Below are 16,681 nucleotides of genomic sequence, written 5' to 3' on the forward strand. Positions count from 1 at the left end.
CACAGTCTAATCAACTAACCGTCCAGTTGAATATGGACGAGCGTGCACCTCGGGGTGGGGTCACGCATCTCGGGGCGGGGTCGCGCACCTCGGGGCAGGGGAGGGAACCGGGCGTGGAACCGGGCACGGTGATGGTCGGTCGGGACGGCGAGCGGGCAAGGCTGTCCGCGTTCGTACAGGCCCCCGACGGACAGGCCCTGCTGCTCAGGGGCGAGGCCGGCGTCGGCAAGAGCACCCTGCTCGACCTGGCGGCGCGGATCGCGGCCGGGGACGGCCACCTGGTGATCCGCGCGACCGGGGTCGAGGCGGAGACCGAACTGCCCTACGCCGGGCTGCACCAGCTGCTCTACCCGCTGCTCGCGGACGGCGGACAGCCCGGCCGGCCACCGCTGAACGCCGCCGCCCGCACCGCGCTCGACGCCGTGTTCGACCGGACGGACGACTCGCCGCCGTCCGTCATGGCCCTCGGCATCGCCGTCCTCAACCTGCTGTCGTCGACCGCCGCGACCCGGCCCCTGCTGCTCGTCCTCGACGACGGCCAGTGGCTGGACGAGGCCAGCGCCGACGTCTGCGGGTTCGTCGGCCGCCGGCTGGCCGGCAGCCCCGGGGTCAAGCTCCTGGTGGCCGTCCGCAGCGACATCGCCTCACGGTTCGACACCGCGGCCCTGCCCGAGACACCGGTCCACGCGCTCGCCGACGCGGACGCCACCCGCCTGCTGGACCGGCACCACCCCCAGCTCGGCAGGCACCTGCGCGGCCTCGTGCTGGAGACGGCCCGCGGCAACCCGCTGGCACTGCTGGAGCTGCCCGCCCACACCGCCTCCCAGCCGGGCGACCGGGCGCCGGAGGACCTGCTCGGCCCGCACGGCGTGCCGCTGCCCCGGCGGATCCAGGAGATCTACGCCACCCGCCTCGCCCGCCTCGGCGACACCGTCCGGGCGCAACTGCTGACCGGCGCCCTCGACGGCACGGCGGCCAGGCCGGGCGAGGGCCACGCCCCGACCGCGGGGTACCGCATGCGCGGCGTCGACGAGGCGGTCGGGTGCGGCCTGCTGGTCGTCGAGCCGGCCACCGGCAACCTCGTCTTCCGGCACCCGCTCGTCCGGTCGGCCGTCGTCCAGCTCGCCGCCACGGACGAACGCCGCGCCGCCCACCGGGTGTTGGCGCACCTCCACCGGGAGAACCCGGAACGGCGCGCCACACACCTCGCGGCCGCCACCGTCGACCCCGACGAGGAGGTGGCCGCCGCCCTCGAAACCGCCGCCCGGTCGGCGACCCGGCGCGGGGGCGCGCGCATGGCCGTGTCCTGGCTCACCCGTGCCGCCGAGCTCAGCGAGAACCGGGCCGACCGCTCCCGGCGGCTCGGCGACGCGGCGTACGTCGCCGGGCAGGCGGACCGGCTCGGCCAGGCCCGCAGCCTCGCACAGGCCGCCTCCACGCCCGGCTCGGACGACAACCCCGCCGCAGTCCTCGCCGACGCCTACCTGGCGCTGTACCAGAACGGCGACGTGCGGGCCACGCACCGCCAGGTCACGGCGGCCATCGGGCGACTGCGCGACGGCGACGCGGGCCGACCGTTCCCCGCCCGGCCGTTCCCGGCCCAACCCTCCCCGGCCCAGCCCTCCCCGCCCCAGCCCTCCCCGCCCCGGCCCGACGCCGACCCCAACGGCGAGGTGCTCGACCGCCTGGTCAGCCTCCTGCTCGCCGTCAGCCAGTACGCCGGCAGCCGTACCGCGTGGCACCGCACGCACGACGTCCTCACCTCCCTCGGCGACCTCGCCACCGAACGGGCATGGCTGTACGCCGGCACCTGGAGCGACGTCGTCCGGCACGGCGCCGGCCTCGCCGAGGCGGTGGAACGGGCCGCGGCGCACCTGCAGCACCAGGACCCGTGGGACGTCACGCGCCTGGCCGTGTCGGCCTACCACCTCGACGTCCTGAGCCCGCTGCGCCCGTACCTGGAGCGCGTCGTGGACCGCGAACTGGACACCGGCGCCACGTCCAGCGGCATCGTCATGCTGCACCTGGTCATGCTCGACCAGACCGCGCTCGGCCAGTGGGACGCCGCCGAACGCACCGGACAGCACGCCCTGGCCCTGGCGACCGAGACCGGCAACCAGCTGTTCGCGCACCAGACCCGCGCCTACCTGGCCCAGCTCGCGGCCGTACGCGGCCGGGCGCAGGAGGCCCGCGACCTGCAGGCCGAGGTCGACGCCTGGGCCCGCCCGCGCGGCGTCGGATTCCTCACCCAGCTCGCGGACGGCATCGGCGCGACCACCGCGCTGAGCGCCGGCGACTACGAGACCGCGTTCCTCTACGCCATCGGCATCACCGCGCCGGGGGCGTTCCGGCCCTACGCGCACCAGGCGTCACGAACCCTCCTCGACCTCGTCGAAGCCGCCCTGCACACCGGGCGCGCCGAACAGGCCCGGGCCCACGCGCTGGCCGCGCGGGACGCCGGCCTGCCCGACCTCTCCCCGCGCCTGGCCCTGATCACCCACGGGGCCCTGGCGATGACGGCCGACGACGACGGGGAGGCGGCGGAGATGTACACCCGCGCGCAGTCCCACCCGGCGGCCGAACGGTTCCCGTTCGAGCTGGCCCGGATCCGGCTCGCCCACGGGATCCGCGTGCGCCGCGCCCAGGGCGGCGCGGCGGCCCGCACCTTCCTCACCCCGGCCGCCGAGGCCCTCGACCGGCTCGGCGCCACCGCCTGGGCCGCGCGCGCCCACGCCGAACTGCGGGCGAGCGGCGTCACGCCCCACACCCCGGCACCCACCGCGGTGCCGCTGACCTGGCAGGAGCGCCGGGTCGCCGAACTCGCCGCCGCCGGCCTGACGAACAAGGAGATCGGCGAGCGGATCCGGCTCTCCCCCCGCACGGTCAGCGCCCACCTCTACCGCGTCTTCCCCAAGCTGGGCGTCACCACGCGCGCCGCCCTCCGCGACGCCCTGACCAGGATCGACCACCACTCCGCCGCGCCCTGACCCCGCCCGGGCCGCTCGTCGAGCGCCTTCAAAACCCCGTCGAACTCCGACGCACCATCAGGTACCGTCCCACGTCGCCGAATCCACCCGTCCGTTCCGACGAGCCTGCGAGGAATCATGGAGACGCAACCGATGGTGAACCAGCCCCGCGAGGTCCTGCTCACCGGTGCCGCCGGCCGCATCGGCACCTGCCTGCGCGAGTCCCTGCCCGCCTACGGCTACCGGCTGCGCTGCTTCGACCGCCTCCCGGTGCCCGGCGAACCCGACGCCGTCATCGCCGACCTGCAGGACGCCGGAGCGCTGGCGGCGGCGATGGACGGCGTCGACGCCGTCGTCCACCTGGCCGGCATCCCGGGCGAGGCACCGTTCGGCGACATCCTCGCCGCCAACATCGAAGGCACCTACCGGCTCTACGACGCCGCCCGCGCGGCGGGCGTGCCCCGGATCGTCCACGCCAGCAGCAACCACGCCGTGGGCTTCACCGAGCGCCCCGCCGACGGCAGCACCGTCCGGGTGGACACCCCGCAACGGCCCGACACCTACTACGGGCTCTCCAAGTGCTTCGGCGAGAACCTCGCCTCGTTGTACGCCGACCGGCACGGCATCGAGACGGTCTCCCTGCGCATCGGCTCCTTCGCGCCCCGGCCCCGCAGCGTCCGGATGCTCGGCACCTGGCTCAGCCCCGCCGACTGCACCCGCCTGGTGCACGCCGCCCTCACCGGCCCGGCGGCCGGCCACACCGTCGCCTACGGCATATCCGCCAACACCCGCGCCTGGTGGGACCTCACCTCCGCCCGGGCACTCGGCTACCGCCCCCTGGACGACGCCGAGCTCTTCGCCGCCGACCTGATCGCCGAACTCGGCGAACTCCCCGCAGAGGACCCGGAGTTCCGCTACCTCGGCGGCCGCTTCACCCAGTCCCGCCCCTGACCGCCACCCGCCTTCGCGGCAGAACCGCCGGGACGACGTCGTCCGCGGCGCGTCAGGGGACGAACTGTGCGCCGAGCAGGCCGCGTCCGGCTTCTGCCGCCGCGCGCCACACCGGGGGTATGCCGTCGAGCAGGGTGTCGATGTCCTCCTGGCTGCCTTCGGTGCCGAGGGCGGCGGAGAGCAGTAGCTCGGCCCGGCGCCGGGCCTCCGTGGTCCAGGTGAAGGCGCGTTCGACGGCGGGAAGCGTCCGGACGACGTCTTCCGGGGTGAGGATGACGTCTCCGAACCACCCGGGCAGCGCCGAGCAGCGCAGGGGCCCGAGGGCGAAGGCCAGCGCGGCGGCGGGGTGGCGCTTGCGGATGCAGACACCGAGGTGCGGCAGGGACGCGTCGTGGCCCCGTTCCCAGGCCGCGTAGACCAGGCAGATCCTTTCGTCCAGCACGGAGGGGCCGGCCGCATCGACGAACCGGTCCATGGTCTCGCCGGTGCTGCCTTTCTCCTGCCACCACCGGAGGAGGTCCCTCGAAGCGGGGAGGGCGGCTTCCGCCTCGATCGCCGGACCCAGCTCCGGCGCGTAGCGCAGGGCGGCCTCCGCCTTCAGGGGCACCAGGCAGAACATTCCCGAGAAGCCCACGGACTGCCCCCTCTCCTCCGGTCGTGACGGAGTCGATGGTGTCACCCGGGTCCGACAACGGCCCCTGCCGACGCCTCGGAACCACCGGGACCACCGGGACCGACGACGGCATGCCCGCGGGATGACGGTGGGATGACGGCGGACGGGTGCACGCTGGTGCGCATGACCGAGTTTCTCGCATCAGCCGATGACGGACGACGCATCACCGCCCTTGACGACGGATCCGGACCGACCCTGCTGGTGGTCCATCCGGGGGGCGGTGATGCGACGGCCTGGGACGGCGTCACCCGCCTGCTCGTCGACGACTTCCGCGTCGTCAGGATCCGCCGACGGATCTATGTCCCCGGAGCGGACATCGCCCTTCCCCACTCGATGGCCGTCGAGGCCGCCGACATCGTCGCCGTCGCGAAGCTCCTGGACTCTCCGGTGCTGCTCGTGGGGCATTCCTCCGGCGCGGTCGCCGCGCTGGAGGCCGCCCTGCTGGACCGGTCGGCGTTCGCCGGCCTGTTCCTCTACGAACCTCCCCTGCCCACCCGGGAGTCGGTCGCCGGACCGAACACCGGGGGCGCGGGAGCGCGGGCCCGTGCCGCGCTCGACGGGGGCGATCCGGTCGAGGCGATGCGGATCCATCTGCGGGACATCGTCGGCATGCCCGCACCGGTGGTGGACGCCGTGTTCGCCGACCCGGACACGCGGGCCAGGCTGACCGCCTACGCGGCGGCGCAGATCGCCGACACCGAGGCGGTCGACGCGCTCGGCGTCGGCGTCGACCGCTTCGCGACGCTCGAAACGCCGACGACCCTGATCGAGGGCGACCTCAGCCCCGCCCACCTGCGCGAACGCCTGGCCGACCTGGCGGCGGCCCTGCCGAACGCGCGGGTCGTCACGCTCACCGGCCAGGGCCACGTCGCCCACCTCGCCGCCCCTGACGCCCTCGCCCGCGCCGTCCGCGACACGGCGGCACAGGTCCTCCAGGGGTGACTGCAGGCCTCACCTCTGGTCCACGGCACTACCAGGAACCGTCGGGCCGGAGGAGGGCCCGGTCGATGAGCCCGAGTGCGTGGTCCGCGTCCGGTCCGCGCCAGTTCGGGCTCGTGGCCACGGCATCGAGGAGTGTTCTCGCGGTGGCGATGAGTTCCCGGGCGCCCTTCGGGCCGCGCCCGCGTTCGCCGAGTCCGCCCAGGCGTCGGCGGATCGCCATGGACTCCCGCACGCAGGCCAGTGCGTCGTCCAGTTCGCCCGACCTGGCCAGGGTTCTCCCCAGGACGGCCAGGTCGACCGCCAGGTGGCCCGTGCCCACGGGGTCGCGGGCCGACCTGCGCCGGCAGGCGACCGCGCGGCGCATCGCTGCGGCGCCGGCGGAGCACCTTGTTGCTGAACAGCCAGGTCAGGTGGGTCAGGGGCCACCGGTCCGCGTAGTCGACCAGGACGAGCAGCCCGCGTGCTCCCCCGATCCGCAGGTCCTGGCTCGCGGGTGCCGTGTCGTCGATCCGGCCGATCGTCTGCTCGGCGCTGAGCACCATCCAGCCCAGCCGCCGGGTGCGGGCGGCGATCTCGTCGGCCAGGCGCGTCTTGCCCTGGCCGCCCGCGGCGTGCAGCCAGAGCGCCGCCCGTCGGGCTCCGCTGTCGCGCCATGCGGTGAGTTCGCGCAGCTCGGCTTCGCGGCCGACGAACTCCACCACGGCGGTGCGCGCGTTGAGCAGATGGCTGGGATGGACCGGCGGTTCGCCCCCATGCGGGACCGGCCCGGGATCCCGCTCCGCGGGGGCGTACCCCCTCAGGAGGTAGACCGGCCCCCGGCCCGGAACCTGGTACAGGTCCCCACCGACCACTCCGTAGGCATTCCCCGCGAGGGCCGTGACGGGCTGGACGACGCCCGGCCCGCTCCGGCCGCCGCGCCGTCGTGGGCTCACGGCCGGTTCGGCGATCCGTCGCCCCGGGCGCCGCCGTCCCGGACCACCCCGAGGTTGACGATGTTGCCGCCGATGACGCCCTGGGCCTGGGCGTTCTGCCCGCTGGCCGTGATGTTCTGGATGGTCTGCGACTGCGGCTGGAACTGCTCCTGCGACCTCAGCTCGGCGAGGAACTGCTCCACCTCCTGTAGCGCCTCGGGGTGGGCGGCGAGCAGGTCGCGCAGCCGGGTCTCCCAGACGACCTCGGCTCGGGCCCGGACGCGCCCGGGGCCGTCCTCCCCCTCGGCAGCGAACTCGGCGGCGATCTCGGCGGACGAGCGTTCCAACTCGGCTCCGATCCGCTGTTCGGCGTCCCGGCCGGAGCGACGCCAGAGCGCGGGTGCCCTGCGCACCAGGTCGACCACCCCGGTCGCCAGCGCCCTGACCAGCTGCTGACCGCCCTCGATGGCGAGCGCCTCGAACACATCCGTCATGACCACCCCTTCCCGCAGCCTCGTCCGGGCCGCCGGATCATGTCAACTCTACTGCGGGTCAAGGACATTATGAGAGACGCGTGGCGCCTGCACAGGGTTGCGGCCGCGCGGCCGACGCGGCTCGGACGGTCCGTCGGAACGGGATCCCCCGCGCCTGCCCGGACGCCGCGCCACACCTCTCCCGACCGGTCCCGCACAGCACGGGCCACGTCCTGCACTGGTCCCGCCGGCGCCGCCGACGCCGACACCAGGCTCGGACCAGCCATGACAAGGGACGAGGCCACAGCCCAAGGGCTGAAGCCTCGTCGAGACAAGCACCGTTGCAGGACCAGGCCCAGAAGGCCGAGGCCGGCTCGGGCCGCGTCCCGGGCGGGTCGGACACCACGGTGCCCGACCCGCCCTCGTACGAGACCCACCCGCTGCCTACCTCGTTTCCGCCGCGGTGTTCAGCTCGTTCCGGCTGACCCGGGCCGGGCGCAAGGCGATGTCCTGGCGGCTGTCGGCCGCGCGCCCGCCCAGCACCGGCAACTCGGCGCGGCATCCGCCCCGGCACCGGCCGGCTGCGTGGTCCGGGGTTCCCACCGGATCAGCCGTGCTGGTCCGAGCGGATGATGGTGTCGATCATGCGCTGCAGCAAATCGGCCAGGTAGCGCTTGTCCTTGGCGGCATTGTGATCGCCGATCTGGTCCAGCCGCATGGCGTCGTCGAGCAGCTGGTCACGCTGGTGGCGCATCCTCACGACGTCCGCGCTGTGGTCGGTGGCGGCCACGGCCGAGGCCGCGCCCGGCTGGACGGGGGCGGCCTGAGCGGGGGCGGCCGCGAGCAGGACACCACCGGCCAGGGCGGCGGTCAGGGCGATGGCGGGAAGACGATGACGCATTTGGGCTTCTCCTCATTTATGACGGTGCTTTGTTGACGACACATCAGGAACCGTCCGCAGTAACTACCGAGGACTGATGCAACCTCGACCGATCGGGTTGTCAGTCCGTGCGACGTCCCATGGCCCACAGGCTCACATCAGGAGGTGTCCACTTGGAAGGACGGGGACTGTCCAGCGCTGTCCGCCCATGCTCACCCGGTCCTGCCGGAAGCGTGTTCGCGGCCCGATCCCGGCCCAGAACATCGGGCTGAAGATTGTTGGACGATCGGCGAATCCACGGCCATCGCGCGGAGCGACTTTCCGGTATGGAACTGCCGGACGTTGGTGACACATGGATCTCCGACTGCGGGTCCCTACCGGCCCCAGATCAACGGCAAGGTCGAACGCTTCAACCGCACCCTGCTCGACGAATGGGCCTACGCACGGCCCTACCGCACCGACCAGGAACGCCGCGACGCCCACCCCGACCGGCTCCACACCTACAATCACCACCGCGGGCACACCGCACTCGCAGGCAAGCCCCCCGCCGGCCGCGTCCACAACCTCACGGGCCAGAACACCTAGCGGTGGTTCGGAGGTCGGCACGGTAGCGGCCCGGGGTCGTGCCGATGATGTCGGTGAACGCCGTGATGAAGCTGCTGGGGTTGGACCATCCGCAGGCGTAAGCGGTTCGGCCGGTGTCGTGGCCGTCTGCGAGCAGCACCAGAGCGTGGTGGATGCGCAGTTGCGTGCGCCACTCGTAGAAGGTCATGCCGAGTTCGCTGCGGAGGAGCCGGCTGAGGGTGCGGGTGCCGGCTCCGACCCTCTTCCCGAGTTCGGCCAGTGTGGCGTTGTCCGCCGGGGTCTCGTACAGCATCCGGGCCAGGGCCTGCAGTCGGTCGTCCCGCGGCTCCGGCAGGTGCAGCGGCTGCTCGCGTGCTTCGTCGAGTTCGTCGACGAGGACGCGCAGGAGGCGGAGGCGCGCGGAGCGGCTGTAGCGGGGCTCGGAGGAGTCGTCGTTGCGGGGGGCCGTCAGGGCGAGCAGGACCTCGCGGGCGAGGCCGGAGGCCAGGAACACCACGGGGTGATCCGGTAGGAGCCGGGCGAGGGACGGCGGAAGGAAGGCGATCCGCATGTCGGTGTCGCCGTGGGCGCGGTGCTGGTGTGTGAACCCGGCGGGGGTCCAGGCGACCCGGTTGGCGGGGACGATCGACGTGCCGCGTTCGGTGCGGACCGTCAGGACGCCGTCGGCCGCGTACACCAGGTGTCCCCGCGCGTGGGACTGCGCCGCGCTCGTACCGCCGGACGGCCAGAGGTGGCGCCCGCCGGAGGGCCACACCTGTGACGTCACACCGGCGGTCCCGCGGGCTTGGCGGTGAACGGGCATCAGTTGGCGTCCTATCGGTGACGAGCCACACGTCGGTCCGGTGACACTACCTGCATGCCGAGTGGCCTTCCGTCCCGCGTGAGGCGCCGGACCGAACCACACGTCAGGCCGTCGAGGCGGTGTGCCTCGATGCCGCGGCTTGGGAGATGGAGAGAAGAACCATGACGTCATTCGTCCTCGTTCCCGGCGCTTGGAAGGGCTCTTGGGCGTTCGAGGCGGTGATCCCGCTGCTGGAGCGAGCCGGTCACACCGTTCACGCCCTGACCCTGACCGGCCTGCGGCCGGACGACGACAACGCGACGGTCGCTGGTGCCAACCTCGACACGCACGCCGACGACGTACTGCGGCACTTCGATCGCCACGGCATCACCGACGCGACGCTGGTCGGCCACAGTTACGCCGGGATGGTGATCGCCGCCGCCGCTGATCGCGCCGACGGCCGGGTCTCGCGACTGGTGCACCTCGACGCCTACGTGCCGCGCGACGGCGACTCGTGCTGGTCCTCGACGAACGACCACTTCCGGGAGGTCTTCGTCACCGGTGCCGCGGCCACCGGCTACGCCGTCCGACCGCCGGAGGGCGGCGATCCCCGCCGCCGCCCCCATCCCCTCGCCTCGTTCCTGCAGACGATCCGGCTCACCGGCGCGTTCGCGCGGGTCCCCCGTCGGGAGTTCGTCTACTGCTCGGGCTGGGAGGACCGGACACCGTTCGCCGAACTCCGCACCCGTCTCCGGACCGATCCCGACTGGCAGGTCCACGACATTCCGACCGGCCACAACGCCATGCACGAGGCCCCGGAGGCCGTGGCCGCCATCCTGCTCGGCGACCCCACTGCGGGCGTGGAGACGCCCGGGCAGCCGGCTCGCCGCTGAGCGGATCCTGCCGCGCCCACAGTGCCGAGCCCCCGAGCCGCCGAGCCCCCGAGCCCCCGAGCCGGAGCGACCGAAGCGACTGAAGCGACCCGCCGTCGGACACAGGTCGACGCACCGCGACGCCGCTCGGCCCGCAGCCCGCCGTCCGCGGTGTCGAGGGCAGGGCTGCGAGTGCAGCCAGGACAATCCCGTGCTTCGTGTCCGCCCGCGCGATACGTTCGTCCTCTCACAACCGGAGGTAACGAGGAACCGCTGCCGGTCCTGTGCTCCCTGATCCGGCTCGTCGAACCGGCCGACCCGGACCTGTGCGCGGGCCGGGGTCCGGCCGGCGGGGAGCAGCGCGACTGCGACCACCACTGCTCCCCTCCCCTGAACCGTCACGGCGGTCATCGGCGCGCGGTCACCGGCCCGCGGTAGTCGGCCTGCGGGTCATCGCCCCGCAGCCCTCGGCGCCGCGTACTCCACGTACTCGTGCAGGCCGTAGGCGAGGCCCAGCGCCAGCACCGCCGAGATCACCACCGCGGCGATCAGCCCGAGGGCGACGGTGCGCGCTCCGCGCCCCGTGGGTCCCACGGGCTCCGGCCCCAGCAGGGCCTCGACCCGCTGGGGCACCGGGCCCGTACGGACGGACAGCAACCGGTCGCCGCCGCGTGCGAACGCGCCGGAGGGTGCGCCGGAGGAGACGGCGGTGGACGTAGCGGAGCCGGCCAGTGCCGCGCGGGCGATGGCCGTCGCGGCCGTCCGCCGGCTGTTCACCGCCCGGGCCGCGGCCTCGTCCGCCCACCGCTCCAGGTGGAACTCCAGGGCCTCACGCAGCCGCCCCAGCGCCGGATGGACGGTGGCAGCGAGGTCGGCGACGCCCGACAGCAGGTGGTGCCGCCCGCGGAGGTGGGCCCGTTCGTGCGCGAGCAGCACCGCGCGCTCCGACGGTCCGAGGGCTCCGAGCATGCCCTCCGTCACCACGACACGGCCGGCGCGCCCGCGGTGGCGGGGCAGGGCGAAGGCCTCCGCCTCCTCACCCGGCAGGACGACGAGGTCGCCGTCCGCGGTCCCCGCACCGGTCAGCGTCCACGCGCGCGACAGCAGTGCGCGGTGCCGGCGCACGGCCAGCGCGAGCCGGACCGCCTGCACGGCGAGCAGCACCCCGGCGACGCAGGACACCGGCACGACCGCCGGCCAGTCGGCGGCGACCCGGCCGAGGTCCATGTGTTCGAGCCCGGCGAGGACCGGCACGTGGAAGAGCGCGATCAGGGCCGCCGCCGTCCCGCCGGCGAGCTGTACGGCAGCCCCGGCGAGCACGAGGGAGGCCTCGCGGGGCGGGAGCAGTCCGGCCAGTCGGCGGGCCGCGGGCGCCGCCGCCCAGGGGAGGGCGGCGGTGAGGGCGACGATCACCAGGAACAGCGTCACGGCCTGCCCTCCGGTTCCACCCCACCCTCCACGGCGGGGGACGGTTCGGACTCCGCTTCGAGGATGAGGCGCCGCAGGGCGTCCCCGTCGTCGGCGGAGAGCGAGGAGACGAAACGCTTCAGCACGAGGTCCCGGTGCGGTTCCTTCTCCAGTTCCCGGCGCATCCGGCCGGCTGCCAGCCCGGCCGCGTCGGCCACGGGAGCGTACGCGAAGGAGCGTCCGGGCCTGGTGCGCTCCAGGGTCCCCTTCTCGTGCAGGCGGGCCAGGATCGTCGTCACCGTCGTACGGGCGAGGCCCCGGGGCAGGGCGCCCTTGACCTGCTGGGCGGTCAGCGGCTCACCGGCCGCCCACAGCACCGCCATCACGTCCGCGACGAGCTCACCGTGCGGGCGCCTGGCCTCCCGGCCGTCCCTCGCCATCTCTCCCCCTGCTCCGATGCGGTCGACCGGCACGCCCCGGGCGCCGGCCGGCCCGCCCGGACCCGGTGGGGTGACGGGACGGGGTCGGGCGTGCGGAGCCCGGGTGTATCTCGCTCAACTCTAGGGGGCGCTCCTCCGGCGGTGGCGGGGCAGGGGGTGCCCCGGGCTCGGGCGAACAACCGCTCGGACGCACCGTCAAGTCTTCCGGGAGCCACACGATTCGATACGACGACAGCAATGTAGACCAACCGTGCGGGCCCGGGTATCGTGCAGATCGGGCTTGCCCGTGCGGACCGCGCCGCAGCCGCCCGCCGGTGATCGGAGGCCGTGTTCACCCCGGCCTCGGGGCGGCCGTTCGCGGCGCGGCGCGCCGCAGGTGCTGACGGGAGTCGTCCGGCGGAGACCCTCTCCCCCGCATCCGCGCCCTGCCGACCGGCCCGACGAACACCCGCGGTTCCGTGCGGCACCGCGACTCACCCGGAGGTAGCGATTCGTGACCCGTTACAGCGTCGACCCCGACCGGCGTGAGCTGATCGCCGCCTGGGGAACCGGTGAGGGCAACCTCGCCACCCGCATCGCCGCCCTCCCCGCCGACGTGGCCGTGTCCGCGTCCCTCGGACTCTCCACCGCCCTGACCCAACTGTCCGACGCGGCCTGGCGTGCGTACACCCACCCCGCCGGCGCCGTCGGTTCCCGGGTTCCCGACACCGGCGGCCGGGTCCGCGACCGGGAACCCGACCCCGTCCGGGAGGTCGCCCGTGCGATCGCCGCACCGGACCCGGCCGGCCGCAGCGCCGTCCTCGCGTCGTCCGGCCGGCTGCTCGAATCGGCCCGTCTGGTCGGCCGGGCCCTCCACGACCTGGCCGATCCCCGCCTCACCGAGGCGGTGCTCGCCGAGACCGCCACCGAGCTGGCCGCCGTCGAGAGCGCCGAACTGGGCGACCTGACCGGCCGCGCCCAGCAGGCCGTCCTGCTCAGCCGCGAGGACGCCTCCCCCGCCCAAGTCGCCGCCGCGGACCACCTCCTGGCGCAGGACCCGTTCGGTCCGGCCGCGCTGTTCTGCGCCGTGGAGCCGACCGCGGCCGCCGTCGCCGCGGCCCACTGGCTGGCCGCCGCGGTCGAGGTCACCGCCGAGGCCACCGGGTTCGACCCCGTGCGGGTGATGCAGGAGGCCGACGCCATCGGGCCCCTTCCCCACGAGACCCGCACGGTCATCCTCGGCCTGATCGAGACCGGGGTCTCCCCGTACGACGCCGTCACCGGCCTGGTCCGGCACGCCATGCAGATCACCGAGGGCCTCCTGCCCATCCCGGTCGCCCTGCGCGAGCAGGTCGACGACCCGGAGGACGAGGACGAGGCGGAGACCGCCGCCGACTACACCGTCGAGGACGACCCGGGCCTCACCGACCTCGCCCTGCGCCTCACCCCGCTGGACCCCCGGCGGCCGGCCCGAAGCCTCCTCGAAGTCCTCGTCGACGGCATCCGGGCCTGCCGGCTCCTGCACGCCGAGTTCACCGGCCTCGACCGCGACTCGGCGGCACCGGGCGACGACCGGGCCGAGCAGGACCGGAGCCGCGAACACTTCGCCCGACTCGTCCGCGCAGCCGCCGCCCGGCACCGCAGCCGACTGTTGTGACGGCATCCCCTTCAACCCCTGGGCCTGACACCACCGACGACGACACCGCCCCCACCCTCACACCCACACACGCCCCGGCCGAGGCGGACCCGGGGGCGCCGCACGACGGCACGGGCGGGGCTGGCAGGCTGGGCCGGGTCGGGGCGTCGCCGGGCGCCCGCGGGGAGGGAGTCCTGGTGATGGGTGGATCGGCGGCTCGGCGGGTGCCCCCTCTGGATCCGCAGGTGCGGGCCGCGGTGGACGCCGCCGGTGCGCGGGCGCGGGAGGTGCTCACGCCGGAGGGCCTGGCGGCGTGGCAGGAGCGGGACGCCGCCGCCCGGCCCCGCCCGGCGCTCGACCGGCTGCGCGACGGCGGCCGGTTCGAGGTGGAGGAGGTGCGCGTGCCACGGGCCGACGGCAGCGACCTCACGCTCGTCAGCGCGCGGCCCGCGGGGGTCCGCGAGCCGCTGCCGTTGCTGTACTACCTGCACGGCGGCGGGATGGTGACGGGCAACGCGTGGTCCGTCCTGCCCCGGCTGCTGCGCGGGTGGGCGCTGCCGCTGGGGTTGGCGGTCGTGTCCGTCGAGTACCGGCTGGCGCCGCACACCCGGTTCCCCGGGGCCGTCGAGGACTGCTACGCCGGGCTCGTCCGGGCGGTCGGACTCGCGGACCGGCTGGGCGTGGACGCGCGGCGTGTGATCATCGGCGGCAAGAGCGCCGGCGGCGGGCTCGCGGCGGCCCTGGCCCTGCTGGCCCGCGACCGCGGCGGCCCGGCGCCGGTCGGCCAGCTGCTGCTGAGCCCGATGCTCGACGACCGCGGCGACACCTTCTCCAGCCACCAGATGGCCGGCCACGACACCTGGGACCGCACCTCCAACGCCACCGCCTGGCAGGCCGTGCTCGGCGACCGGTACGGCGCCGCCGACCTCCCGCCGTACGCCGCCCCGGCCCGCGCCACCGACCTGTCCGGACTGCCCCCGGCCTACGTCGACGTGGGCTCGGCCGAGACCTTCCGGGACGAGGCCGTCGCCTACGCCGACGCGATCTGGCGGGCGGGCGGCGAGGCCGAACTGCACGTGTGGCCCGGCGCCTGCCACGGCTTCGACACCCTCGCGCCGGACGCCGACGTCACCCAGGACGCCCACGACGCCCGTACCCGCTGGCTGCGGCGTGTCCTCCGACGGTGAGGAGGCCGCCGGGCCCGGCCCCCTGCTACCCGCGGCCGTCCCGGGACGTCCCCGGTTCGTCCGGCCTCCGGGGTGGAGATCGGGGTGGAGATCGGGAAGACTCGCCCGCATGGTTTCGGTACTGCAGAACGTGGCGATCGACTGTGCGGACGCCTATGAACTGGCCTGCTTCTGGAGCAGGGTGACGGGTCGCCCGCTGGACCCGGAGGACCGGCCGGGTGCCCGGGAGACCCAGGTGATGCTGGCCGAGGGCCCGGTGCTGTACTTCAACCAGGTGCCCGAGGGCAAGACGGTCAAGAACCGGATCCACCTGTGTCTGCGCCCCGAGACCTCGCGCGACCTGGAGGTGGACCGGCTGCTGGGCCTCGGTGCCACCCTGGTCGGCGATCACCGCAATCCCGACGGCTCGGGCTGGGCGGTCCTGGCCGATCCCGAGGGCAACGAGTTCTGCGTGCTGCGCAGTGCGTCCGAGCGGGCCTCCGCGGGTTCCTGACGCGGGTTCCTGACGCGGGAAGTGCACACCGAGCCCGCGCCGGCTGGGGCACGGGCTCGGCGGCGTCCGGGGCGGCAGCGGCGTCCGGGGCGGCAGCGGCCGGGACTGCGGGGCGGCGTTCAGGTGGTGATGAAGACGTCGAGGGCCTGGGTCACGATGTCGATCGGGTTCGAGAACGACCTGCTGAAGTTGCTGGTGCCCGCGAAGTGCATGCCGACCGGGTTCCGGGCCTCGTCGAAGGTCCAGACGATGGAGCCGGAGTCCCCGGGCTGGGTGAAGACGCCGCCGTTCCCGCTGATCGCGATGGAGCCGGAGAAGAAGGCGGAGTTCCCTCCCGGGTAGCCGACCCAGTGCGAAGCGCCGACCTCCTGCACGAAGCCCGAGGTGAGTTCCGTCGTCCGCCCGCTCTTGCCGACGAGCATGCCGACCGTCGCCGCCGTGGTCGTGGAGCTGATCGCGATCTCGACCGGGCCGCTCGGCCCGGGGGCCAGGACGTTCGGGCTGACGTTGGCGGGGTCCGCCCAGGCCGTCGCACAGTCGACGCCGTTGACGGTCCCGCCGAACGTCACGGGAACGAAGCGCTCCAGGACGGCCACGAGGTCCGGCGGGCAGACCCCTCCGTCGCCCGTGGCGGGCTGGACGACGCAGTCCCCGAGCTGGCCCTGGTTGCTGTTGGCGAGGATGTGGTTGCAGCTGATGAGGAGCGTTCGCTGGTCCCGCGGGGCGGACCGACCGGTGGTCAGGCAGCCCAGCGTGCCGGTGCCGAGGGCGTTGGGAGTGCTGATCACCGATATCCCGCCGGGTGCGGGCCGTGCCTGGAAGGTGAACGACTGTGCCTCGATCGGCCCGGTGACGACGGGGACGACGACCACCCTGGGTGAGGCCGCGGCCTGGACGCCCATGCGTTCGACGAGCACCGCGGTGACGTCGGCGGCGGTCCTCGGCTGGGCCAGGTAGACGGTCAGCGTCGGCTGCCCGGGCTCCACCGCGCCGTCGCGCGGTCCGAGCTCCGACGGTGTGGCCCGGCCGATGCCGACGCCCTGGATGTTGGTCAGCTCGGTGAAGGCCTCCGCCGAGCGGACGCCGCTGCGTTCGTCACCCTGGGTCCTCAGGGCCTCCTCGATCGCGGCTCGCGCCTCCAGGAGCTCGGGCGGGAATTCGGCGGGGTCGAAGCCGATGTTCTCGGGCAGGTTCCCCGGGGCACTCATCTGGACGTCCTCGCCGGACCGTGCGAAGTCTTCCGGCGGGGGCTGGCTGGGCCCTGGCATGGCAAAGCTCCTCGGAGGTGCGCGCCGGGGGCGAGCGGTCCCCGTGCCGGGACGGCGGCAACTCGCACGAACCGGTCGGACTCCCGCCGGCGGAACGCGGGTCGGGAGCGCAAGGCGGGTCGGGAGCGGAAGGCGGGTCGGGAGCGGAAGGCGACGCGGGATCGCCGCCGTCGGGGAACGGCCCGGGGTTCCACCGGGGCTGCGCCGCCTGTTCGGGTCCGTCCGCCGGGACCGGGT

At 74.4% G+C, this 16,681-nt stretch carries 15 protein-coding genes and 1 pseudogene; 8 read left to right on the forward strand and 8 right to left on the reverse strand.

Going from position 1 to position 16,681, the window contains the following annotated elements; genetic code table 11:
• Positions 1–113: 113 nt before the first annotated feature.
• A complete protein-coding gene (locus ACIRST_RS09950) occupies positions 114–2,987 on the forward strand; it encodes an AAA family ATPase (RefSeq protein WP_402801357.1) in 2,874 nt (957 codons plus the stop codon).
• Between the two features lie 135 nt (positions 2,988–3,122).
• Positions 3,123–3,917, forward strand: a complete 795-nt coding sequence (locus ACIRST_RS09955) for an NAD-dependent epimerase/dehydratase family protein (RefSeq protein WP_402801646.1) — start codon at positions 3,123–3,125, stop codon at positions 3,915–3,917.
• A gap of 52 nt (positions 3,918–3,969) precedes the next feature.
• Here ACIRST_RS09955 and ACIRST_RS09960 read toward each other — a convergent pair whose 3' ends face one another.
• A complete protein-coding gene (locus tag ACIRST_RS09960) occupies positions 3,970–4,551 on the reverse strand; it encodes a hypothetical protein (RefSeq protein ID WP_402801359.1) in 582 nt (193 codons plus the stop codon).
• 162 nt (positions 4,552–4,713) lie between these two features.
• Here ACIRST_RS09960 and ACIRST_RS09965 point away from each other — a divergent pair, with 162 nt between their 5' ends.
• Positions 4,714–5,532, forward strand: coding sequence for an alpha/beta fold hydrolase (locus ACIRST_RS09965; RefSeq protein ID WP_402801360.1), 819 nt, complete (start codon positions 4,714–4,716; stop codon positions 5,530–5,532).
• 28 nt (positions 5,533–5,560) lie between these two features.
• On the opposite strand, the gene ACIRST_RS09970 is transcribed toward ACIRST_RS09965, so the two are convergent.
• The 3 genes from ACIRST_RS09970 to ACIRST_RS09980 all read right to left on the reverse strand — a co-directional run bounded on the left by ACIRST_RS09970 (position 5,561) and on the right by ACIRST_RS09980 (position 7,817).
• Positions 5,561–5,851 (reverse strand): hypothetical protein, encoded by a 291-nt coding sequence (locus ACIRST_RS09970; RefSeq protein WP_402801363.1) that lies wholly within the window; start codon positions 5,849–5,851, stop codon positions 5,561–5,563.
• 609 nt (positions 5,852–6,460) lie between these two features.
• The gene (locus ACIRST_RS09975) at positions 6,461–6,937 is read right to left on the reverse strand and encodes a hypothetical protein (protein WP_402801364.1); all 477 of its coding nucleotides are present in this window, start codon (positions 6,935–6,937) and stop codon (positions 6,461–6,463) included.
• A gap of 586 nt (positions 6,938–7,523) precedes the next feature.
• Complete coding sequence (locus ACIRST_RS09980; protein ID WP_402801365.1) at positions 7,524–7,817, reverse strand: hypothetical protein; 294 nt, start codon at positions 7,815–7,817, stop codon at positions 7,524–7,526.
• A 351-nt stretch (positions 7,818–8,168) separates the two neighbouring features.
• Here ACIRST_RS09980 and ACIRST_RS09985 point away from each other — a divergent pair.
• A pseudogene (locus ACIRST_RS09985) lies at positions 8,169–8,381 on the forward strand (integrase core domain-containing protein); the annotation flags it as partial.
• Here the strand turns inward: ACIRST_RS09985 and ACIRST_RS09990 are convergent.
• Positions 8,362–9,147 carry an AraC family transcriptional regulator gene (locus ACIRST_RS09990; protein WP_402801367.1) on the reverse strand — a complete coding sequence of 262 codons (786 nt, stop codon included), beginning with the start codon at positions 9,145–9,147 and terminating at the stop codon, positions 8,362–8,364. The pseudogene ACIRST_RS09985 and the gene ACIRST_RS09990 overlap by 20 nt on opposite strands.
• Before the next feature lie 197 nt (positions 9,148–9,344).
• Here ACIRST_RS09990 and ACIRST_RS09995 point away from each other — a divergent pair, with 197 nt between their 5' ends.
• Positions 9,345–10,055, forward strand: a complete 711-nt coding sequence (locus ACIRST_RS09995) for an alpha/beta fold hydrolase (protein WP_402801368.1) — start codon at positions 9,345–9,347, stop codon at positions 10,053–10,055.
• Between the two features lie 429 nt (positions 10,056–10,484).
• On the opposite strand, the gene ACIRST_RS10000 is transcribed toward ACIRST_RS09995, so the two are convergent.
• A complete protein-coding gene (locus tag ACIRST_RS10000; protein ID WP_402801370.1) occupies positions 10,485–11,462 on the reverse strand; it encodes a M56 family metallopeptidase in 978 nt (325 codons plus the stop codon).
• The gene (locus tag ACIRST_RS10005; RefSeq protein ID WP_402801372.1) at positions 11,459–11,881 is read right to left on the reverse strand and encodes a BlaI/MecI/CopY family transcriptional regulator; all 423 of its coding nucleotides are present in this window, start codon (positions 11,879–11,881) and stop codon (positions 11,459–11,461) included. The genes ACIRST_RS10000 and ACIRST_RS10005 overlap by 4 nt, the downstream gene beginning before the upstream one ends.
• Positions 11,882–12,374: 493 nt before the next feature.
• On the opposite strand from ACIRST_RS10005, the gene ACIRST_RS10010 reads away from it, so the two are divergent.
• From ACIRST_RS10010 to ACIRST_RS10020, 3 genes are all read left to right on the forward strand, one after another.
• The gene (locus ACIRST_RS10010; protein WP_402801374.1) at positions 12,375–13,517 is read left to right on the forward strand and encodes a hypothetical protein; all 1,143 of its coding nucleotides are present in this window, start codon (positions 12,375–12,377) and stop codon (positions 13,515–13,517) included.
• A 203-nt stretch (positions 13,518–13,720) separates the two neighbouring features.
• The gene (locus ACIRST_RS10015; RefSeq protein ID WP_402801376.1) at positions 13,721–14,683 is read left to right on the forward strand and encodes an alpha/beta hydrolase; all 963 of its coding nucleotides are present in this window, start codon (positions 13,721–13,723) and stop codon (positions 14,681–14,683) included.
• A 109-nt stretch (positions 14,684–14,792) separates the two neighbouring features.
• Positions 14,793–15,176, forward strand: a complete 384-nt coding sequence (locus ACIRST_RS10020; RefSeq protein ID WP_402801379.1) for a VOC family protein — start codon at positions 14,793–14,795, stop codon at positions 15,174–15,176.
• Positions 15,177–15,295: 119 nt separating this feature from the next.
• Here ACIRST_RS10020 and ACIRST_RS10025 read toward each other — a convergent pair whose 3' ends face one another.
• Positions 15,296–16,444, reverse strand: coding sequence for a hypothetical protein (locus tag ACIRST_RS10025; RefSeq protein WP_402801381.1), 1,149 nt, complete (start codon positions 16,442–16,444; stop codon positions 15,296–15,298).
• Positions 16,445–16,681 lie beyond the last annotated feature (237 nt).

The sequence above is a fragment of the Kitasatospora sp. NPDC101447 genome, assembly GCF_044767225.1.
In the GTDB taxonomy this organism is placed as follows: Bacteria; Actinomycetota; Actinomycetes; order Streptomycetales; family Streptomycetaceae; genus Kitasatospora.